At 70.1% G+C, this 21,179-nt stretch carries 15 protein-coding genes; 8 read left to right on the top strand and 7 right to left on the bottom strand.

Annotation, left to right across the window (positions count from 1 at the left end; translation table 11 throughout):
• Positions 1-74 precede the first annotated feature (74 nt).
• Positions 75-1,721 carry an AMP-binding protein gene (locus OID54_RS30165; protein WP_329024644.1) on the bottom strand — a complete coding sequence of 549 codons (1,647 nt, stop codon included), beginning with the start codon at positions 1,719-1,721 and terminating at the stop codon, positions 75-77.
• Positions 1,718-3,397: an AMP-binding protein gene (locus OID54_RS30160; protein ID WP_329024642.1), complete on the bottom strand. Its 1,680-nt coding sequence runs from the start codon at positions 3,395-3,397 to the stop codon at positions 1,718-1,720. Before OID54_RS30160 ends, OID54_RS30165 begins: the two co-directional genes overlap by 4 nt.
• Positions 3,398-3,533: 136 nt before the next feature.
• Between OID54_RS30160 and OID54_RS30155 the strand changes: the two genes are divergently transcribed.
• Both OID54_RS30155 and OID54_RS30150 read left to right on the top strand, forming a co-directional pair.
• Complete coding sequence (locus tag OID54_RS30155; protein WP_443055801.1) at positions 3,534-4,361, top strand: response regulator transcription factor; 828 nt, start codon at positions 3,534-3,536, stop codon at positions 4,359-4,361.
• Between the two features lie 233 nt (positions 4,362-4,594).
• Entirely contained in the window at positions 4,595-5,014 is a 420-nt protein-coding gene (locus tag OID54_RS30150; protein WP_329024637.1) for an SAV_915 family protein, read from the top strand.
• Positions 5,015-5,034: 20 nt separating this feature from the next.
• Here the strand turns inward: OID54_RS30150 and OID54_RS30145 are convergent, their stop codons facing one another.
• On the bottom strand, positions 5,035-6,207 hold the full coding sequence (locus tag OID54_RS30145) for a winged helix DNA-binding domain-containing protein (protein ID WP_329024635.1): 1,173 nt from the start codon (positions 6,205-6,207) through the stop codon (positions 5,035-5,037).
• 704 nt (positions 6,208-6,911) lie between these two features.
• Here OID54_RS30145 and OID54_RS30140 point away from each other — a divergent pair.
• Complete coding sequence (locus OID54_RS30140; RefSeq protein WP_329024633.1) at positions 6,912-7,517, top strand: response regulator transcription factor; 606 nt, start codon at positions 6,912-6,914, stop codon at positions 7,515-7,517.
• Positions 7,518-7,692: 175 nt separating this feature from the next.
• Here the strand turns inward: OID54_RS30140 and OID54_RS30135 are convergent, their stop codons facing one another.
• From OID54_RS30135 to lanKC, 4 genes are all read right to left on the bottom strand, one after another.
• Positions 7,693-9,528 carry an ABC transporter ATP-binding protein gene (locus OID54_RS30135; RefSeq protein ID WP_329024631.1) on the bottom strand — a complete coding sequence of 612 codons (1,836 nt, stop codon included), beginning with the start codon at positions 9,526-9,528 and terminating at the stop codon, positions 7,693-7,695.
• Complete coding sequence (locus OID54_RS30130) at positions 9,525-11,405, bottom strand: ABC transporter ATP-binding protein (protein WP_329024630.1); 1,881 nt, start codon at positions 11,403-11,405, stop codon at positions 9,525-9,527. The genes OID54_RS30135 and OID54_RS30130 overlap by 4 nt, the downstream gene beginning before the upstream one ends.
• A gap of 156 nt (positions 11,406-11,561) precedes the next feature.
• Positions 11,562-11,693, bottom strand: coding sequence for a SapB/AmfS family lanthipeptide (locus OID54_RS30125; RefSeq protein WP_329024628.1), 132 nt, complete (start codon positions 11,691-11,693; stop codon positions 11,562-11,564).
• Between the two features lie 32 nt (positions 11,694-11,725).
• Positions 11,726-14,464 (bottom strand): class III lanthionine synthetase LanKC, encoded by a 2,739-nt coding sequence (lanKC, locus tag OID54_RS30120; protein ID WP_329024627.1) that lies wholly within the window; start codon positions 14,462-14,464, stop codon positions 11,726-11,728.
• Between the two features lie 720 nt (positions 14,465-15,184).
• Between lanKC and argC the strand changes: the two genes are divergently transcribed.
• The 5 genes from argC (at position 15,185) to OID54_RS30095 (ending at position 21,168) form a co-directional block, all read left to right on the top strand.
• Positions 15,185-16,213 (top strand): N-acetyl-gamma-glutamyl-phosphate reductase, encoded by a 1,029-nt coding sequence (gene argC, locus OID54_RS30115; RefSeq protein WP_329024625.1) that lies wholly within the window; start codon positions 15,185-15,187, stop codon positions 16,211-16,213.
• Positions 16,210-17,361 carry a bifunctional glutamate N-acetyltransferase/amino-acid acetyltransferase ArgJ gene (gene argJ, locus OID54_RS30110; protein ID WP_329024622.1) on the top strand — a complete coding sequence of 384 codons (1,152 nt, stop codon included), beginning with the start codon at positions 16,210-16,212 and terminating at the stop codon, positions 17,359-17,361. The genes argC and argJ overlap by 4 nt, the downstream gene beginning before the upstream one ends.
• Positions 17,358-18,386 carry an acetylglutamate kinase gene (argB, locus tag OID54_RS30105; protein ID WP_329024620.1) on the top strand — a complete coding sequence of 343 codons (1,029 nt, stop codon included), beginning with the start codon at positions 17,358-17,360 and terminating at the stop codon, positions 18,384-18,386. Before argJ ends, argB begins: the two co-directional genes overlap by 4 nt.
• Positions 18,383-19,603 carry an acetylornithine transaminase gene (locus OID54_RS30100; RefSeq protein WP_329024619.1) on the top strand — a complete coding sequence of 407 codons (1,221 nt, stop codon included), beginning with the start codon at positions 18,383-18,385 and terminating at the stop codon, positions 19,601-19,603. Before argB ends, OID54_RS30100 begins: the two co-directional genes overlap by 4 nt.
• A 137-nt stretch (positions 19,604-19,740) precedes the next feature.
• The gene (locus OID54_RS30095; protein ID WP_329024617.1) at positions 19,741-21,168 is read left to right on the top strand and encodes a lysine N(6)-hydroxylase/L-ornithine N(5)-oxygenase family protein; all 1,428 of its coding nucleotides are present in this window, start codon (positions 19,741-19,743) and stop codon (positions 21,166-21,168) included.
• The last annotated feature ends 11 nt before the right edge of the window (positions 21,169-21,179 follow it).

Genomic DNA, 21,179 nt, shown 5'->3' with positions numbered 1-21,179 from the left:
CCCCTGCGGGCAACGGACCGAAAGGTGCTGAAAGGTGCTGGAAGGTGCTGCGGGCAACGGGCCGGGGGAGCTGGTCAGCCGTACCGCTCCCGCAGCTCCACCTTGCGCACCTTGCCGCTGATGGTCATCGGGAAGCCGTCCAGGATCTGGAGCCGGCGCGGGATCTTGTAGTGCGCGAGCCGGTCGCGGCAGTAGGCGGTGAGCTCGTCGAGGGCGGGCGGATCGGTCGGGTCGTGGGGTATGACGCAGGCCAGGATCTCCTCGCCGTACCGCTGGTCCGGGACGCCCACGACCTGTACGTCGGCGACCTTCGGATGGGTGTGGAGGAACTCTTCGATCTCCCGGGGATAGACGTTCTCACCGCCCCTGATGATCATGTCCTTGATCCGGCCGACGATCTGTACATAGCCGTCGTCCCGCATCACCGCCAGGTCGCCGGTGTGCATCCAGCGCCCCGGATCGACGGCTTCGGCGGTCCGCTCCGGTTCGCCCCAGTAGCCCAGCATCACGCTGTAGCCACGGGTACAGAGCTCACCGGCCTCACCCCGGGGCAGGGTCGTCCCGGTCGCCGGATCGACGATCTTGACCTCGACATGGGGCATCACCCGGCCGACCGTGGCCGTACGGCGCTCCAGATCGTCATCGCGGCGGGTCTGGGTGGACACCGGGGAGGTCTCCGTCATGCCGTAGCAGATCGATACCTCACCCATGTGCATCTCGCTGACGACCCGTCGCATCACCTCCACCGGGCAGGGCGAACCGGCCATGATCCCGGTGCGCAGGGAGGTGAGGTCGTACGAGGCGAAGTCGGGGAGGTTCAGCTCCGCGATGAACATCGTCGGAACCCCGTACAGGGCGGTGCAGCGCTCCGAGGCCACGGCCCGCAAGGTCGCCCCGGGGTCGAAGGTGGGTGCGGGAATCACTATGCACGCCCCGTGGGTCAGGGCCGCCAGATTGCCCATCACCATCCCGAAGCAGTGGTAGAAGGGGACGGGAAGGCATATCCGGTCCTGCGCGTTGCAACCGAGGGTCTCGCCCACCGAGTAGCCGTTGTTCAGGATGTTGTGGTGGGAGAGGGTGGCCCCCTTGGGAAATCCGGTGGTTCCCGAGGTGTACTGAATGTTGACCGGATCGTCGCAGGACAACTCCGCTTCGCGTTGGCCCAGTTGCTCGGGCGCCACGGTTTGCGCCGCGTTCAGCAGGGCGTCCCAGGATCCATCGCCGATGAAGTGGACCGCGCGCAGTCCGGGACAGCGGTCGCGGACCTCGGCGACGAGCGCGCGGTAGTCACTGCTCTTGTGGTGCTGTGACGCGCACAGCACGGATATGCCGGCGTGCCGGAGGACGTACTCCAGTTCATGGGCACGGTAGGCCGGGTTGATGTTCACCATGATCGCCCCGACCCGGGCCGCGGCGTACTGCACCAGGACCCACTCGGGGCAGTTCACGGCCCATATACCGACCCGGTCGCCCTTGCTGACGCCGATGCCGATGAGGGCCCGCGCGAGCCGGTCGACCGCGGCGCCCAACTCGGCGTAGCTGAAACGGGTGCCGCTGGCCACGTCGACCAACGCCTCCCCCTCGGGGCGGGCGGCGACGGCCCGGTCGAGGCTCTGCCCGATGGTCTCCCCGAGCAGCGGGGTCGCTCCGGTGCCGTGGGCGTACGAGAGCGGGGCGTCGGCGACGCCCCGCTCCCTGGAGGGTGCCTCGGTGAGACTCATCGGAAATCTCCCTCGTCGTACTCGGTGGTGATGGAACCTTTCGCCGTGCGCTCCCGCAGTTCGATGCGGCGGATCTTCCCGGAGACCGTCTTGGGCAGTTCGGCGAACTCCAGTCGCCGCACCCGCTTGTACGGGGCGAGCACCGAGCGGGAGTGGGCGAAGAGGAGCTTCGCCGTCTCGGGGCCCGGCTCCCAGCCTTCGGCCAACACCACGTACGCCTTGGGAACCGCGAGCCGCAGCGGATCGGGTGCGGGGACCACCGCCGCCTCGGCCACCGCCGGGTGCTCCAGCAGGGCGCTCTCCAGCTCGAACGGCGAGATCTTGTAGTCGGACGCCTTGAAGACGTCGTCCGAACGACCGATGTAGGTGATGTATCCGTCGACATCGCGCGCCCCGATGTCACCGGTGCGGTAGTAGCCGCCCGACATGGCCTGTCCGGTGAGTTCGGGGTCGCCGTGGTAGGCCGCCAACAGGCCGACCGGAGCGGTGGTCAGATCCAGGGCGATCTCTCCCTCCGCTGCGCCCGGTGCACCGGTGACGGGGTCGAGCAGTTCGACCCGGTAGCCGGGACTGGGCCGGCCCATCGACCCTGCTTTGACGAGTTGTCCGGGGCTGTTGGAGACCTGGACGGCGGTCTCAGTCTGCCCGAAGCCGTCCCGCACGGTGACCCCCCACTCCCTGCGGACGGTCTCGATCACCTCGGGGTTGAGCGGCTCCCCCGCCGCGACCACCTCCCGGGGCGGGTTCTCCAGTCGGGTGAGGTCGGCTTGGATCAGCATCCGCCAGACCGTGGGCGGGGCGCAGAAGCTGGTGACGCCCGCCCGGTCCATCTCGGACATCAATCGGGCCGGGTCGAACCGGGTGTAGTTGTGGATGAAGACGGTCGCTTCGGCGTTCCAGGGCGCGAACAGATTGGACCAGGCATGCTTGGCCCAGCCAGGCGATGAGATGTTGAGGTGGACGTCCCCGGGTTGGAGCCCGATCCAGTACATCGTGGCGAGATGGCCGATGGGGTAGGAGCTGTGGGTGTGCTCCACCAGTTTGGGCCGGGCGGTGGTGCCGGAGGTGAAGTACAGCATCAGCGTGTCATCGGATCGGGTGACACCGTCCGGTACGAAGACGGGGTCGGCGGAGCTCGCGTCCCCGTAGGGGAGCCAGCCGTCGACCGGCGCGCCGACCGCAATCCGGGTGTATTCGCCCGGCACATCGGTGAACTTGTCGGTGTCCTCGGAACGTACGAGCACATGCCCGGCCCGACCCCGCTCCACGCGGTCGCGGAGGTCCGCCGGGCCCAGCAGAGGGGTCGCAGGGATGACGACGGCCCGCAGTTTCATGGCTGCGAGGGCGACTTCCCACAGCTCGTACTGATTTCCCAGCATGACGACGATCCGCTCACCTGCCCGGACGCCCTTGGTCCGCAGCCAGTTCGCGGTACGGGCTGAGCGGACGGAGAGTTCGGCGAACGAGAGGCGGGTCTCCGTGCCGTCCTCCTCCACGATGTGGAGCGCGGTCCGGTCGTTGCCCCGTGCGATAGCGTCGAACCAGTCGAGGGCCCAGTTGAACTGCTCGGGCCGGGGCCAGACGAAGCCGTCGTACGCGTGCTGGTACTCCTCCCGGTGCCGCAGCAGGAAGTCCCGGGCCACCCGGAACTCCTCGGTCGTGCTGCTTGCAGCCATGTGCCCTCCTCATTGCCACACCACTCAGTAGCATCGTGTTAGCAGTGACCTACGTCTCACCACCCCCGATCGGGGGTGGTGAGACGGAAACAGAGGGAGTGGAACGGTGTTGTCCGAGCCGACCGAGGCGGTGGAGATGCGGGCGGCGCTGGTGCGCCTGCGCCGCGCGACGGGTCTGCCGATCGCCTTCGGTGGACTGCTGCACGATGCCCAACGACTGAGGATCGCCCAACTGAGCGGAGCGCAGACGAGCGCGCTGCACGGATTGTCGATCTGCACCGGCAATGGTCTGGGCGGCAAGTCCATGGCCCTGTCCCGGCCCTGTGCGGTGACCGACTACCGCGAGGCCCGGCACATCAGTCATGAGTACGACTCCGCGGTGTCGACGGAGGGCCTGCGCTCGGTCCTCGCCGTACCGGTGGTCGTCCGCCGACGCGTTCGGGGGGTGTTGTACGGGGCGCTGCGGCGGCCGGTGCCGCTGGGTGACCGGACCTTCGACGCGGCGGTCGCCGCCGCCCGCGATGTGGAGCAGGCCCTCGTGGTCCGCGACGAGGTCCAGGGGCTGTTGGCCGTGGCCCGGGAGCCGGTGGCGGGGCGTGGGGCGTGGGAGGAGGTCCGTGAGGTGCACGGTGAACTGCGCGCACTGGCCCCGAAGGTGGCCGACCCGGAGCTTCGGCAGACGCTGCTGGCGGTCTGCGGGCGGCTGGCCGAAGCGGGGGTGCGGTCCGATGCCGCGCCGAGCGGCAGCACCAGGCGGTCCGCGCAGTCGGTGGGGCTCGCCCCCCGCGAGGTCGACGTGCTGGCCTGTGTCGCGGCGGGGGCGACGAACGCGGCGGCGGCCGAGCGGCTCGGGCTGCGACCGGAGACGGTGAAGGGCTATCTCCGCGCGGCCATGCGGAAACTGGGGGCGCACACCCGGCTGGAGGCGGTGGTGGCGGCACGACGGGCCGGCGTGCTGCCATAGAGTCGGCGGAGCGCCGCGCAGCGGATGCTGGCCACCCATGCCCGGGTGCTGGGGAGTCGTCAAGGACGGGGGCTTCGGCGTCAGCGGCGCATCAGGGCCTGTACCCGGAGCATCCGATTCGGCTTAGCGTCGCACTGACCGGTCGACGTTCGTGCGTCGACCGGGAGACGGCCCCCGGCCTGCTGGGCCGGGTCGTGGTCGTCTTCGGTGCGATGAGAGCTGCAAGGAGAACCATGTACACAGCAGATGACGGTGAGGGTGATCGTCCGGGGCCGGCAGCGGTGCTCTACGTCCCGGTGCGGTTCGGTCGGGTCGGGGGCCATCACCTGTGCTTCCTTCGTACGCCGCTCGGGGTGCGGACCGCCGTGGGATTCACCAGCCGTGAGCGGCTCGCCGCGGTTCTCGGAGCGGAGCAGCCGTGGATCAGGCTCGCGAAGTCGGTCGTACGTGCGCTCGCCGAACCGTTGGGCGTACTGACCCTCACCGTCGATCCGCAGCTGACGGCCCCGGGCCCGGCGCGGACCGTGGCGAAGGGGCCCGGGACGCCTTCGTGCGTACGTCGGTTGATCGACGCGCCCGGCGAGGGGCTCGCGGTGGAAGGGGCCTTGCGCGTGGCTCCGGCCGCCGGTGAGTTCTCGCGCCCCGGCGCCTGAGACGACGGGGTCCATCGTCCTCAGTCGAGGAACCGACCGAAGCGGATGTCGTACGTCGCCGCCGAGGTCAGGGCGCTGAGTGTCCGCTCGGCTTCCTCGGCCACCTCTGCTCGCTGTGCCTTGCCGAGGGGTGCGAAGAGCTGCACGGTGAGGGTCGCCCTGTTCGCCCGGGCCTGGCTGGTCGCCCTGGCGTCGCTGCCGGTCCTGTCGTCGGTCTGGGCGAGCTGCCAGATCCCGGCGAGGAAGCCGTCCACCAGCAGCGTGGGGTACGACTGGTTGCCGCGCCAGGTCAGCGACTTATGTTCGTCCTGGGCGACGACCCGGCTGCGGTCGGCGTGCGAGAGCAGGAGGTTGTCGTACTCGGGCAGGAAGCGGGGCGGTGCCGGGGTGCTCGGGTCGGGGCGGGGCGCGTCGGGGAGGTCGAATAGCTCGACTCCCTTCTCATCGCGGAAGACCAGCAGCTGGGGGCGCAGCCGGGCGAAGACCTCCCGCATCCGGGTCAGCCCGGACCAGGTCTGCATGTCCTTGACGGAAGCGGGCCCGAAGGCGCCGAGGTAGCGCAGCACCAGGTCGTCCGCGGTGGCCGTGGGATCTGCGGTCCGTCCGAACCAGTGCTCCGCCGTGGTCAACGTGACCTGGCCGCTGCTGCCCCACAGGCCGCGGGGCGTGATCTGCACCAGCGGGAGCAGACAGCGGGCGGCGATGGAGAGGGACTGCGGGTCGGCGTGCGGCCATCGGACGAGGAGCGCTTCGCGCAGTTGCTTCATGGTTCGGGGTTCGTCTTCGACGAGTTCGCGGGCCAGGACGGCCAACTGGTCGAGATCGACTCCCTGGAGCCCGCCCTGGAACATCCGCAGCTCACGGGCGGGGCCGCCGCTTTGGACCAGCTGACGCAGGGCCAGGGAGTCCGCCGCGGAGTGGGTGTGGATGGTCGATCTCATTGTCACCAGCCGCCCCGCCTCACGCGAGGCCATCAATGCAGAGAGCTCCTGGGGATCGAAGTCGGCAAGTCGGGCGGCGAGGGCGACGTACGGGGGCTTCACGTTCTGTGCCTGGAGGCCGACGAGGTGCTCGATCGCGCCGAGGACCGACATCCGCGCCCGCGGTGAACGACGCAGGAGGAGTTGACGGTCGAGGGTGGCGCGGTTGAGCGCGCGGGCAGTGAGCACGGGAGGCTGTTTCGCAAGGGCCATGACCCCACGGTAGTCAGAGTTGCGGACAGCTTCGGTCCGCAAACAGGCGTGGCGGGTGGGGCTGGCAATGTGTCGTACCGGGTGACGTGTCGACAGTGCGCGAACGGCGATCCGAGCGTGTGCCGTACGACCGCGGTTCAGGTGTGCGGGACTCGTGGCCCGGGAACCAGGGTGCATATCCCGCCATCTCCTGGTGTTGGCGCTTCGTCACAGGCCACAGGGCGTGGAAGGCGGGCATCTGCTCGTTCGGAGGTGCGTCGACGACCCGACGGTCGATGGAGGGTGGCAACGGGCCGCCGGGGTATCCGAGATGGCGGAGGGGTGTGCCAAGGTACGACTCCGCCCATGTCTTCGCACGTGGCGCCGGTGTCGAGCGCCCCCGTGCCTCAGCTGGAATGTGCCCCTGGCACACCTCCGGGCGCGCACTGCCCAGCTCGTGAACCCGAACGACCAGCCAACGGAATTTGGCGAGGTTCCACCCCTGGCTGGTTGGACTGCTCGGTGTCGTCATCACGGGCGCGGGCAGACGCAGCAGGGGCGCACGTCTGACGGTCCCCGTGCGCTCTCACGCCCCCCTCACGTCCCCCCTTCGAGGGTATTAGGCAGATCGTCAGTGTCGCGGCGCTCGGCTGCGGTGAACTGGTGATAGTTGCCCACCGAACGTACGCAGCGTACGTACACGTTGACAGCTGAAGGAGCAGCACATGACGACGGTTCTGCTAGTACACGCGGTATCCCTTTGGCGTGCATCGTTGGCTTGCCTGCTCAGCAAGCACCACGGCATCCAGGTACACACGACCGACAAGGGGGGCGTGCGAGCGGCCATGAACGAAAAACCCGCAGACATACTGCTGACGGATCTCGACTGTCCGGATTCCGTGGAAGTCCTCACCCTCTCGGAGTCGCTGCGGCGTTCCGCGGAGCAGCAGACGGCCCTGGTGGTGCTCGCGAGAGGAGATCGAGCCGGTGATTTACGCAGAGCCTCGGATGCGGGGGCGAGAGGATACATAGACAAGTTCGGCCCCGTGGACAATCTCTGCGACGTGGTGCGCAAGGTGGCGGCGGGCGGTCGGCACATCGACCAGTCGCTGGCCTTCGGACTGTTACAAGCGACCGAAGTACCACTGTCTCCGAGGGAGTTGCACGTGCTGTCCATGGCCGCCGAGGGCGAGTCGGTCTCGTCCATCGCCAACGCACTCCATCTGGCGAGCGGCACGGTCCGCAACTATCTGGCGGCGGCGATACGGAAGACGGGGGCACGGAACAGACTCGACGCCATAAGACTCTCGAAGGAATTCGGCTGGCTGTAGGACCAGGTCGGCCACTTCTCCCGCTCCAGTTCGACACGGCGGGACCGGCTCTCGGCCTCCTCAGCCCCTGATGTCTCCGGGCGGCGACGATCAGTCCGCTCAGGCACACCGAACGGATGCCCCCGGGACACCCTCCGTCGCGCTTCCGCAGGGACGCACGACACCGGGGCCGGGGTCATCCCTGCCACATCGTGCTCACGGCACGTTCCGATGGATCAGACGACTCCGACACCTCTGATCCGTCCGGTGCCGGGGCCTTAGGGGTCGGGGACCAGTGCCCCATCAGATCGCGGTACAGCGCCGACTGGGCGGGGAGCTCTGCCGGCGTTCCGCACACCGTGTGCGTACCGTCCATCACCAGTACCCGTCCCGCGCGGCCAGCCGATGACAGCCGGTGGGCTATGACCACCAGGGTCTTCCCCCGCTCGGCCAACGCCACTTCGGCACGGGCCTCGGCTGCCGGATCGAGATGGCTGGTCGCCTCGTCCAGGATCAGCAGGGGCGTGGTGGTGAGATGGGCCCGGCACAGGGCGATGAGTTGGCGTTCCGCGGGCGAGAGTTGCTGTGGGTCGACGGCGGCATCCAGTCCCCCGAGCCGCTCCAGCAGGGAGGTCGCGCCGATGGCCTCGATCGATCCGATGAGTTCGCGGTCGTCGGCCGTGAGCCGCAGATAGCGGAGGTTGTCGCGCAGGGTGCCGGTGAACACGTACGCCTGCTGGGGCAGCAGGGTACGCAGCGCAGTGGGCTCCCACTCCCCGGTGGGCCGGCCCAGCCAGCGCACTTCCCCCTCGGTGGGGGGCACCACCGCGGCGAGAACGGCTGCGAGCGTGGACTTGCCGCTGCCGCTCGGTCCCACCACCGCCAGGTGCTCCCCCGGTCGAAGCGTGAGGTCCAACCGGTGCAGCACGGGACGGGCGCCCGGGCCGTACGCGAAGCTCACGGAGCGCAGTTCGGCCGTGTCCGCGGACGGCGAGTGGGGCGGGGGCGGCGCGGTGCCCGGCTGCGGCGGCAGGGTCACGGTTCCGGTGAAGCGATCGAGCACCACCACCAACCGTCCGCCCACGGTGCCCAGCACGCTGAGCAGGGCGTGCACCGCGGGCGCCAGCGAAGCGGTGAGATAGGCGAACGCCCCGACGAGCGCGCCGCTGGTGAGTCCCTGTCGCATCAACCAGGGGGCGGCGAGGAGCAGGAGCAGCGGTGGGACGCGTGAGCACACGGCGAGGGCGACGATGCGTACGGCCGCCCAGCGGGCGAGGGACCGTGCCGCGGCGACCTGTTCGTCCGCGAGGTGCTCGGCACGGGTGAGGGTCGAGCTCACCGCACCCGTCGCTGCGATGTCCCGGAGCGCGGAGGCCGTGTGGCCCGCATGGGCGGCGAAGGCTTCATCGGATTCGAGGTAGGCGCTCTGGCGCGCGGCCATGGGGATGAGCGTGGCCAAGAAGAGCGCCAGTCCGAGCAGGAGCGGCGGCAGGACGACCAGGAGCAGTCGCGGGGAGAGTGCGGCCAGGCCGGCGAGCGCGCCGAGCGAGGTGAAGACGAAGGAACGCAAGGACAGGACGAGGCCGGCCCAGCCGTCCCGGGCGATCTCGCTCTGATGCGTGACCTGGGAGAGCGAACGGGTGGTGGCGGGGGTGGCCGCGGTGAGCGCCCCGGCCAGGGCGCGGGCCGTCGAACGTCGCACCAGGCCGTCGCGCAACGGCTCGACCAGGTCGGCGAGTCCGGCGAACAGCCTGCGGGTGGCGAGCGCGGCGGGGAGGGTGGCGAGCGCGGCCACGGCGAGCCAGAGCAGTCCGGTGGCGGGGGCGTCCGCGAGGAAGCCCCGGTCGATGGCGTGGGCGACGGCGTATCCGCTGATGAAGGTCTGGGCGAACTCCAACAGCGACCAGCCTGCGAGGCGGCGCATCGCAGCGGTACGGGCCCGGAGGAAGGGCACACCTTCGCGGATGACCCTGCGCAGGGCGCCTCTGATCCGTGCGGGCTCGGCCGCGGTGGGGACCGGGTCGGGCGTCATGGTGCCTCCGGTCCGGATCGCCGCCGTTGGTGGGGTGGTGCGGGTTGCGCGGGGTCCTCGGTGGGGCGATGGTTCGCCGAGACGGGGACGGGCGCTGCTGCTGCTTCCAAGGCCCCCGGGTCCGTCAGCCCGCCCGTGAGCCGCCCGGAAGGCCCGTCAGTGGGCGGGGGCGGGGCAGTGGGCGGGGCGGGGGTGTAATGGAAGACCTGTCGATAGTCGGGGTCCGCCCAGAGGTCGGTGTGCCGTCCCACCGCGCGCACTTCGCCGTCGTCCATCCACAGCACCCGGTCCGCTTGGACGGCCGATGAGATGCGATGGGCGACCACGATCCGCGTGCTGCGGCCCGTGTACCGGGCCAGGGCCTGCTGGACCTGCCGTTCGGTGACGGTGTCGAGGCTTGAGGTGGCATCGTCGAGGATCAGCAGCCGGCCGGCGTGGGCAAACGCCCTTGCCAGGCCGAGGCGTTGACGCTCGCCGCCGGACAGGGGGGCCTGGTCGAGGGGGGTTCGGTAGCCGAGCGGGAGCAGTCGGATGAATCCGTCGGCGGATGCGGCTCGGGCGGCCGTGCGGATCCCGGTGTCGGTCGGGCGGACCGCACCGGCCGCGATGGTGTCCTCGACGGTCTCGCCCCACAGGGTGGGACGGGCGAAGGCATAGCCGACCTCGTGCCGCAGGAGTACCGGGTCGACCGTATCCAGGGGGACCCCGTCGAGGCTGACGGTGCCGCCGTCGGGGTCCATGAGCCGGCCTGCGACGGCGGCGACGAGAGACTTCCCGGATCCGGATCGGCCGACGACGGCCAACGACGTGCCGCCCGGGACAGTGAAGTTGACTCCGCGCAGCAGGTGTTTTCCGTCCTCCACCACGTCGATGTCGCGCAGTTCCACGGTGCCGGGGCCCTCGGCGGGCAGGGTGCGGGCGAGATGGGGCACCGGTGGCAGTGTCAGGAGGGGCTCCAGCCGAGCCGCGGCGCTGCGTCCCCGGGCGATCGCGCCGAGGGCTCCGGTGAGCGAGCCGAGGCCGATGGCGAGGACCGCGTAGCGGGAGACGGCAAGGAGATCGCCGACACTGATCGCCCCAGCGGCGAGTCTGAGCCCGGCCACCGCCAGCACCAGTACGGAGAGCAGTGGCAGGAGCACGGCGCTGGTGCCTGCGGCGCTGCCGTGGATCTGCCAGGTCCGGCGACCGTGCGCGGCGAGGGCCGTGAGCGGTTCGGTGATGCGCGCGTGTTCACGGGTGGCGGTGTGTGCGGCCCGCAGCGTGGCCGCGCCGTCCAGTGCCTCGGTGAGTCGGGTGGCGATCAGGGCCTGTTCGCGCTGGTAGTCGGCGGCTGCGTCCGCGGTGCGGCGGATGAGGGTGCGCAGGAGGAGGACGAACGAGGGTGCGCCGACGAGGAGTGCGAGTCCGGTCCAGGGGTCGATGAGGAACAGCCCGACGATCCCGCCGAGGGGGAGGAGGACGCCGGCGACTGCGGTGGCGGCCGTGACGGGCACGGCTGCGGCGTCGGCGGCGTTGGCGGTGAGTCGGGTGGTCAGGTCACCGGGTGGCACGGCGCCGCCCCGGCGTGGCTCGGTGCGCACCACTCGATCGAGGAGGAGGGTGCGCAGTCGGGCGGTCAGGGCCGCGGTGGTGGTGCCACCGAGCAGGGCGACGAGCGCGTCGAGGAGGACCTCGGCCACGGTGAGCCCCGCGCACAGCAGCAGGGCGGACCAGGGGATGCGGCCTTCGGAGATGAGTTGGTCCACGGCGATGCCGAGGGCCGCGGGAAGGGCGACTGCGGCGAGTGCGGCGAGGGCCGAGCAGACGGCGACGGCCGCGAGGGGGAGGCGGCCAGTGCCCAGGAACCGTACGGACGTCGCCGACGGCGGGGATGGCACCGCTGGCCGACTACCTGTCACGGGGAGTCCCTTCCACTTCTTGCCGGGCACCGGCCCGCACGTACGGTCCCGGGCCTGGGGCCGCGGGACCGTACGGAGTGCCGGGAGGTGGGCAGTGAGCGGAATGCGGTTACCGCCCTACCCCCCGGCCTGGTGTCACGGGGTGCAGAGAACGACGCTCAGGGAGCTGTACTCACACACCAGCAGGCTGACCTGGCTTCCGGTGGCGACGTCGCCGTACGCCTCATCCTGCGGGGTCTCCAGGGCCTGAAGGTCGAGAAGCGCCATGATGATTTCCTTCCGTGGGGACGGTTGTTTTCTCATTGGTGCACGGTCCCTGGCTGGGACCGGTCTGTGGGCCGCGGTCGCGGCGAGAGGAACGGCAGTGCGGCGGGGGTGTCCCCGAGCGCGCTGCCGAGGGCGAGCAGACACCCTGCGGTGCCGGTGGCCAGATCCATGGATCGGCGCATCATCTGCTCACCGGGGAAGGCCAGTCCGCCGGCGTAGGGCACGGCGTGCAGACCGAGGAGTTCGATATGGCGGCGGATGGTCCGCTGCTTCAGTTCCGGGTCGCCGACGGGGGTGCGGCTGAGCTGGAGGATCAGCCCGGCGACGCCCCGGAAGAGTCCCGGTTGGACGTAGAAGGCGGAGCAGAGCGCGGGCAGCATCGCCTGGCGTGCCGTGGTGAAGGCGTCGTCCGGGCGGTGTGCGAGGTACTCGTCGAGCACCAGGGCGAGTCCTGCGCTGCCCGCTCCGAGGTACGGCATGGTCCGTTTGCCTTCGAGGACCAGCAGGGCGTCTTCCGCACCGGGACGGCAGCGGGCGAGGTCGCGGTGGAGCGCGGTGGCCGCGAGGTCGAGGAGTTGGGGGTCGCCGGTCGACTCGTAGCGTCTGATGAAGAGCAGCGCGAGTCCCGTTGCGCCGTGGAGCAGTCCGGTCCGGGGTGAGGGCGGACCGCTGAGCAGGGCGCGGGCGGCGAGTGCGGTACAGCGGTCGGCGGTGCCGGCGAGTGCGACGGCTTCCGTACCGGTGGCGGTGCGGGCGAGGTCGTCGAGGGCCAGGGCTATGCCGGCGTGTCCGCCGTGGAGATCTGCGGTGAGCCCGTCGACGGGCTGGCGGGCGATCAGTTGGGCCAGTTCTGCGGCTTGCTCGGGGTGGCCGATGCGACGCAGTGTCCAGGCGATGCCGGCAAGGCCGTCGTAGAGACCGATCGGAGTGCCGGGTGCCGGCTCCTTGACTCGGGCGAGTAGCCATTCCACGGCCTCGGGGCTGGATGGCGCGCCTGTCTCATGGAGCGCGTACAGGATGCCTGCGGCGCCGTAGCCGAGGGATTGACCACCGGCCGGGGAGGCGAATTGGGCGATGTCGCCCGGAAAACATCGGTCCTCACGGTCGGGTGTACAGGAAGCGAGAATGGCCTGTGCCATGGAGTCCCGGCTGAGCGGCCACTCGCCCGGGTCGGGTATGCGCAAGGAGCCGGCGGTTGGCCGGTGCCCGGTGGAGTCGGGGGCGGTCGAGCCCTCGGGGCCGTCATCGGCGGACGTCTGCCGTGATTGCGCCGAGCGGATGGCCTGCTCGGGCGGTGTGGTGCCATGGGCAGGGGCGTTGTCGCTCTGACCGGCGTTGCGCAGGATCTCGTCCACCGCGGGCCGGAGTTCGTCCTCCGTCACGGGGAAGATCCGGGCCGCTCCCCGGGCGAGCTGGGTGACCTTGCCCCGGTCGATCGCGAAGAGAGTGGTCAGCGGCAGAAGCAGGGCGAGACGCAAGCAGGCAAGGGCGTAGCGGTCGATCTCCACGCCTCGCCGGTCGCGAGGGGCGACGAAGGCCGGGTTGGCCACCACCTGGCGGCACCGGTCGGCCGTGCGGGAGGCCGCCTCAAAGTCGAGGAGGACGACTCTCGACTCGTCGTCCGAGACCATGACGTTGCTCATATGGAGGTCGCTGATGACCACGCCGCGCTCGTGCACCGCCTGAACGGCGTCCGCCACCAGGCCATACATCCTGCCGGCCCATTCGGCGTGCTCGGCCAGCTGCTCGCGGCTCGGCTGTGACGCGGAGAGGGGGAAGCGACGGGCGAAGACGGTGTTCAAGGTGGTGCCCGGCACATGTTCCAGCGCCAGGAAGTGGTGTCCGCCCACCTCGAAGGTGCCGCGGAGTTGGGGTACGCACTCCAGTCCGGCCAGTTGCTCCAGGGCGGTGCGTTCGCGTTCGAGCCGGGCGACGGCGTCGGCTCCATCAGCGGCCAGGCCGGCGTGCGGCCGGGCTTCCTTGAGGACGACGTCCTCACCGGTGCGGGGGTCGCGTGCCTTGTAGACCCCACCACCGTTGGAGAAGTGGAGCGCACCGCTGATCTCGTACGGCATCTGGTCCATGCCGACGGTGGTGCGGGCTTCGATGTGCGGCTGGAGGAACGCCGGGGGCGTCACCCAGTCGGGGATGCGCAGGGACGGTCCGCGGGGATCCGGGACCAGGGTGCCCGAGGGGTCGGCGACGGCTGGCACGAGTCTGCCGTCAGGCCCGGGGCAAAAGCGGGGGGCGAAGGCTCCGTACCGCACGTGGACCGGTCCGTCGCCGCACCGCAGATCGCTGAGGATGTACGGGCCGGGTTCGCCGTCCAGGAGTTCCATCAGATCGCCGCAGACCTCGGGGAAGCTCTCCTCCGAGTGCGGATAGACGGTGAGGAACTTGCCGCTGCCGGCGCGGTCCGCGTACTTGGCGTTGCGCAGCAGCAGCAGGGGCCGGGAGGGGATGAACTTCACCGGGACGCGCCGCGGAATGCAGTAGTCGAGGACGCGTTGCAGGATCGACTCGGCGTTGTCGAGAGTGGCGGAGATATGGATCTTCCAGCCCTGCTGGGGGAGTCGAAGTCCCCGGGGGCTGTAGGAGAGCCAGTCTCCGCGCCGGGAGCGCTCCCACCCCTCGGGGGCGGGCTCCTGGGTGGGTCCGAAGGAGCCGTTCCGGGCTTCGGAGCCGGTGCCGTCCACGCCGTTGGAGGAGCGGTGGGGTACGTCGTAGAAATCACGATCCGCCTGGCAGTACGTGGCGTACTCGGGGTTCATGCGTACTCCTTCCCGCTTGTCTCGGTCGTCGTTCCCGGCTGACGTGACTGAAGGTGTCATGCGTCCAAGGCGGCCGGACAGTCGCTGCTGTCACCAGTTGCGCATGTGCACGGGTATGCGATTCACATGGGTGTCGCATGGCCCTGTACTGCGTGGATGTGTGCGAGAAGCACATGCGCGGGGCGAGGGGCAGATGTATTGCACCTGTCCGGGCTCGGGCAGGTGCAGGACAGGAGTGGTGCAGTACGCGCTCGTGGTGCGCCCCGTCCGGCACGGTCGTGGACGGTCGGCGTCACCGCGCGTGGGATTCGCGAGGTGCTGGCGGTATAGGCCCTGCCTGTTTCTCCTTGTACAGCTTCTCCAGCGGGGGCCAGGGGCCCGGGGAGGGCCTTCCCGTGCTGCGAACTCCTGTGTGGGCGGGGTGGGTCGGCCATCCGCCGGGCACCTCGGCGTACGCCGTGCGCACTCGGCACCGGGCGTTGCGCCGGGGGTGGGGATGGGAGAGAACCACCAGGTGGGTGCATCGAAGGCGCCTGTGCCGAGGGTTTCGCGACGGTGCGGGGGCCGCCGCAGGCACCGTGGGGCGGGGGTCTTCTTGAGCCTTCGGCAGCGCCGCCTCGAACCACCGACGGGAACATTAGGTTAGGCTAAGCTAAGTTCCTGTCGGCGGAGCTGGCGTGCACACCGTGTCACCAGCGATCGGAAGAGAAGACTCCTGAGATGACGTTCCGCGTGGCAGTGGCAGGCGCGAGTGGATATGCCGGGGGTGAGCTTCTGCGGCTCCTGGCCGACCATCCGGACGTGGAGATCGGCGCTCTCACCGGGCACAGCAGTGCGGGCAAGCGACTCGGTGACGTACAGCCCCAACTGCACTCCCTCGGCGACCGGGTGCTCGAAGCGAACTCCGCCGAGGTGCTCGCCGGGCACGACGTCGTCTTCCTCGCCCTCCCCCACGGACAGTCGACGGCCCTCGCGAACGCCCTGGGCCGTGTCGCGCTCATCGTGGACTGCGGTGCGGACTTCCGACTGCGTGACCCCGACGACTGGAAGCGCTTCTACGGCACGCCCCACGCCGGTGTCTGGCCGTACGGACTCCCCGAACTACCGGGCGCGCGGGCGGCGTTGTGGCAGACCAGACGCATAGCGGTACCCGGGTGCTATCCGACCGCCGCCACACTGGCGCTCTATCCGGGGTACGCCGCCGGACTACTGGAACCCGAAGCGGTGATCGTCGCGGCGAGCGGAACCTCCGGCGCCGGTCGGGCGCTCAAACCCCATCTGCTCGGCTCCGAGGTCATGGGGTCCATGACGCCCTACGGCGTCGGCGGAGGGCACCGGCACACACCCGAGTTGGTGCAGAACCTCTCCAGCGCGGCGGGAGAGGCAGTGGCCGTGTCCTTCACCCCGACGCTCGCCCCGATGGCCCGGGGCATCCTCGCCACCTGCTCGGCCCGGGTGCGCCCCGGGACGACGGCCGCCGCACTGCGGACCGCCTACGAAGAGGCGTTCGCGGCGGAACCGTTCGTACGTCTCCTCGGCCCCGGGCAGTGGCCCGCCAGCGCGTCCGTCATCGGCTCCAACTGCGCTCACGTACAGGTGGCGTTGGACGAGAGCACCGGACGACTCATCGCCGTCAGCGCGATCGACAACCTCACCAAGGGCACCGCGGGCGGAGCGGTGCAGAGCATGAACATCGCCCTGGGGCTGCCGGAGACCCTGGGCCTGCCCCTGAATGGAGTCGCCCCGTGAGCGTGACCGCTGCCCAAGGATTCCTCGCGAGCGGTATCGCCGCCGGGATCAAGGAATCCGGTGCACTGGACCTGGCATTGGTGGTGAACGGTGGGCCGGCATACGCGGCAGCCGGTGTCTTCACCCGCAACCGGGTGCAGGCCGCACCGGTGCGTTGGTCACGCCGGGTGCTGCGCCGCGGCCGGACGGCGGCGGTTGTCCTGAACTCCGGTGGTGCCAACGCCTGTACGGGTCGGCCGGGCGACGAGGACACCCGTCGCACCGCCGAGTTGACCGCACAGGCACTCGGGCTGCGCACCGACGACGTGGCGGTCTGCTCCACCGGCCTCATCGGGACCCGACTGCCGATGGAGAAGCTGGCCACCGGGATCGCCGAGGCCACCGAGCAGTTGACACCGCAGGGCGGTCGGGACGCCGCCGTCGCGATCCGGACCACCGACTCGGTGGAGAAGACGGCACAGGTCTCCCAGGACGGTTGGACGGTCGGTGGGATGGCCAAGGGCGCCGGAATGCTCGCGCCGTCCCTCGCCACCATGCTGGTGGTGCTCACCACGGATGCCGACGTCGGGGCCGACGCCCTGGACACCGTCCTGCGGGAGACAGTCCGTACGACCTTCGACCGCGTCGACTCGGACGGCTGCACCTCCACCAACGACACGGTGCTGCTGCTGGCGTCGGGGGCGTCCGGCATCACCCCCGAGGCCGACGCCTTCGCCCGGGCGGTCCACACCGTGTGCCTCGATCTCGCCCGACAGCTCATCGCCGACGCCGAAGGTGCCAGCAAGGAGATCGAGGTGGAGGTGGTGGGCGCGGCCAGTGAGCAGGACGCCGTCACCGTGGGGCGCTCGGTGGCCCGTAACAACCTGCTGAAGTGCGCGCTCCACGGCGAGGACGCGAACTGGGGCCGGGTGCTCTCCGCGATCGGCACCACCGACGCCGTGTTCGACCCGGACCAACTCGACGTGGCCATCAACGGCGTCTGGGTGTGCCGCGACGGAGCGGCGGGTGAGTCCCGGGAGAAGGTCGACCTCTCCGGGCGTCGGATCACCCTGACCGTCGACCTGCGCAGCGGTCAGGAGTCCGCGGTGATCTGGACCAACGACCTCACCGCCGAGTACGTCCACGAGAACAGCGCGTACAGCTCATGAGCGCAGCGGGTACGACGGCCGCAGCGATCGATCCGACGAAGCCTCCTTCCCCTCCTCCGTCGCGCCGCGGAGCGCTCCCGCGAGCGCGCACGGTGATCGAGGCTCTGCCCTGGTTGGAGACGTTCCAGGGCAAGGTCGTGGTCATCAAGTTCGGTGGCAACGCCATGGTGGACGAGGAACTGAAGCGGGCCTTCGCCCAGGACGTGGTCGCGCTGCGCTACGCCGGGCTGCGACCGGTGGTGGTCCATGGCGGCGGCCCGCAGATCAGCTCGCTCCTGGGCCGCCTCGATCTGGAGGTCCGGTTCGCAGCCGGTCTGAGGGTGACGACGCCCGAGGTCATGGAGGTGGTCCGGATGGTGTTGGCCGGGCAGGTGCAGCGGGAGATCGTGGGGCTCATCAACGCCCACGGCCCCTTCGCCGTCGGGCTGACGGGTGAGGACGCCCACACGATGACGGCGGTGCGCAGGCCGGCGCAGGTCAACGGCGAACCGGTCGACATCGGTCTGGTCGGCGATGTGGTCAAGGTCGATCCCGATACGCTCCGGGCGCTGCTCGATCGGGGGCGGATCCCCGTGGTCTCCCCCATCGCCCGCGGCGACGACGGCCAGGTCTACAACATCAACGCCGATCTTGCGGCGTCCGCGCTGGCCGTCGCACTGGACGCGGAGAAGTTGGTGATGCTCACCGACGTCGAGGGCCTGTACGCGAATTGGCCGCACAGCACCGAAGTCATCGACGAACTGACGGCGAGCGCCCTGGAGCGACTGCTCCCCTCGCTGGCGAGCGGGATGGTGCCCAAGATGGAGGGCTGTCTCCAGGCGGTGCGCGCGGGAGTGCGCAGGGCCCATGTACTGGACGGACGGGTGCCGCACTGTCTGCTGCGGGAGGTGTTCGCCGACGACACCACCGGAACCACCGTGGTCCCCGATGCACAGGACCGCCGGGGGCCGACCCCCGTTCCACAGCGGGCCGATGGTGTCCCCGACCCCCGGCCCACCGATGTGAAGGCGGAGGACGCCAGATGACGACGGACACAACGCCCGGAGCCCATGACACCGACGACCTGTCCCAACACGGTGGCACGGCGGCGCTGACCCGACGCTGGCGTGCCGTGATGATGGACAACTACGGCACTCCCGCCATGGCGCTGGTGCGCGGAGAGGGCAGTGTGGTGTGGGACGCGGACGGCTCGGCGTATCTGGACTTCACCGGAGGCATCGCCGTGAACGCCCTGGGCCATGCGCATCCCGCGATCGTCGATGCGGTGAGCACCCAGGTCGCCAGGCTTGGCCATGTGTCCAACCTGTACGTGGCAGAACCCCCGGTGGCGCTGGCCGAACGGCTGTTGCGGCTCGCGGGCCGCGAGGGGCGGGTGTTCTTCTCCAACTCGGGCGCGGAGGCCAACGAAGCCGCGTTCAAAATCGCCCGCAGGACTGGCCGGCTCCATCTGGTGGCCACCGAGGGCGGCTTCCACGGACGGACGATGGGCGCGCTGGCGCTCACCGGCCAGCCCGACAAGCGCGCGCCCTTCCTGCCCCTGCCCGGCCCGGTGACGCATGTACCGTTCGGTGACCCGGACGCCCTGCGCGCCGCGGTCACCGAGGAGACGGCCGCGGTGCTGATCGAACCGATCCAGGGCGAATCGGGGGTGGTGCCCGCGCCGGAGGGCTATCTCCGCGCCGCCCGGGACATCACCCGCGCCACGGGCTCGTTGCTGATGTTGGACGAGGTGCAGACCGGTACCGGACGCACCGGCCACTGGTTCGCCCACCAGGCGTCCCCCGGTGTGGACCCCGATGTGGTGACACTGGCCAAGGGGCTCGGCGGCGGGCTGCCCATCGGTGCCACCCTCGCTTTCGGAGCCGCGGGGGCCCTGTTGACACCCGGGCAGCACGGCTCCACCTTCGGAGGCAACCCGGTGGCGTGCGCGGCGGCCCTCGCCGTGCTGGACACCATCGAGAACGAAGGTCTCCTGGCCCATGTCCTCAGCACGGGCGCACGGCTGCGGCACGGCATCGAAGCCATCGGGCATCCCCTGGTGCGCCAGGTGCGGGGCGCCGGACTGCTCCTGGCCGTCGAGTTGGAGCGGCCCGTGGCGCCACAGGTGCAACAAGCCGCCCGGGAGGCCGGATTCCTCGTGAACGCCGTCAGTCCAACGACCGTGCGGCTGGCGCCGGCGCTGACCGTGGGTACCGACGGCGTGGACGCACTGGTGGCAGCCTTCCCCGCCATCCTCGGCTGACGCCCCAGGCCCCTTCGAAGAGCAGACGAGCACTCACAAGCGCTCACAAGCACTGACGAGCCTCAACAAGCTCCGCCAAGCCTCAACAAGCTCCGCCGAACCCCCCGTACCACAGGCCACCATGAGTGAGGACGAACATGCCGGCAGGTCACGCGAGCATCGCACAGCGGAAGACCCCCAGCCACGATGTGGTGGGCATCGGCTTCGGCCCGGCCAACCTCGCCCTGGCCATCGCCGTCCAGGAACACAACGAACGCTCCGCCCCCGAACAGCGGCTGCGGTCGACGTTCCTGGAGCGACAGCCCGGGTTCGGCTGGCACCGCGGCATGCTCATCGAAGGGGCGACCATGCAGGTGTCGTTCCTCAAGGACCTGGTCACCATGCGGGACCCCGGGAGTCGCTACACCTTCCTGCGCTACCTCCACGAGCGAGAACGCCTCATCGACTTCATCAACCAGAAGAGCTTCTTCCCCACCCGGGTCGAGTTCCACGACTACCTCGCCTGGTGCGCCGCCAGCTTCAGCGAGCAGGTGTCCTACGGCTGTGAGGCACTGTCCGTACGGCCCGTCGAGCAGGACGGCGGGGTGACGCACCTCGATGTGGCCCTGCGGACGGCCGGGAGCGCATCGGGGGACACGGAAGGCTCGCTGCGGACCCGCAATGTGGTGCTGAGCACCGGGCTGCGCCCACGGCTGCCGGAGGGCGTGTCATTGGGCGAGCACGTCTGGCACAACCGGGACCTCCTCTTCCGTACGCAGGAGTTGAAGGAGCGCCCGCACCGGAGGTTCACCGTGGTGGGGGCGGGGCAGTCGGCCGCCGAGACCGCGGACTATCTGTATCGCACCTTCCCGGACGCGGAAGTGTGCGCGGTGTTCACGCGCTACGGCTACAGCCCCGCCGATGACAGCCCCTTCGCCAATCGGATCTTCGACCCATCCGCCGTGGACGATTTCTACGAGGCCCCCGAGGCGGTGAAGCGCGCACTGCTCGGGTACCACGGGAACACCAACTACTCAGTGGTGGACGGCGAGTTGATAGAGCAGCTCTACCGCACGGTCTACCAGGAGAAGGTGGCCGGCACCGAGCGGCTGCGCATCCTGCGCACGACCGCCCTGACCGGGGTCGAGGAGATACCCAACGGCGCCCGGGCGGTCGTGACGTCCCTCACCACGGGTGAGAGCTTCACGCTCGACTCCGACGCGGTGGTGCTGGCCACCGGCTATCGCCCCCATGACCCCAGGGAACTGCTCGGGCCGCTCGTCGACCGCTGTTTGACCGACGGCCAAGGGAGGTTGCGCATCGACCGCGACCACCGCCTGTTGACGGATGAGCGGATCACGGCCGGGGTCTACCTCCAGGGCGCCGTCACCGAGCACACCCACGGCATCACCTCTTCGCTGTTGTCGACGCTGGCCGTGCGCTCGGGCGAGATCCGTGACGCGCTCGTGAGCCGCACGCCCGCCGGGCCGCCGGTGGAGGCCGGGGCAGAGGCACCCGCGCTCCTCGACGACCAGGTGCTGGCACCGAGTGGAGCCGAGGCGGCCGGCGTCGCCCCCGGCCGTTGACCCCACCCGCT

Origin of the sequence: Streptomyces sp. NBC_00690 (genome assembly GCF_036226685.1) — a bacterium.
Lineage (GTDB): Bacteria > Actinomycetota > Actinomycetes > Streptomycetales > Streptomycetaceae > Streptomyces.
Note: the sequence above shows the minus strand (reverse complement) of the source record. Positions and strands in the feature narration are given on the sequence as shown.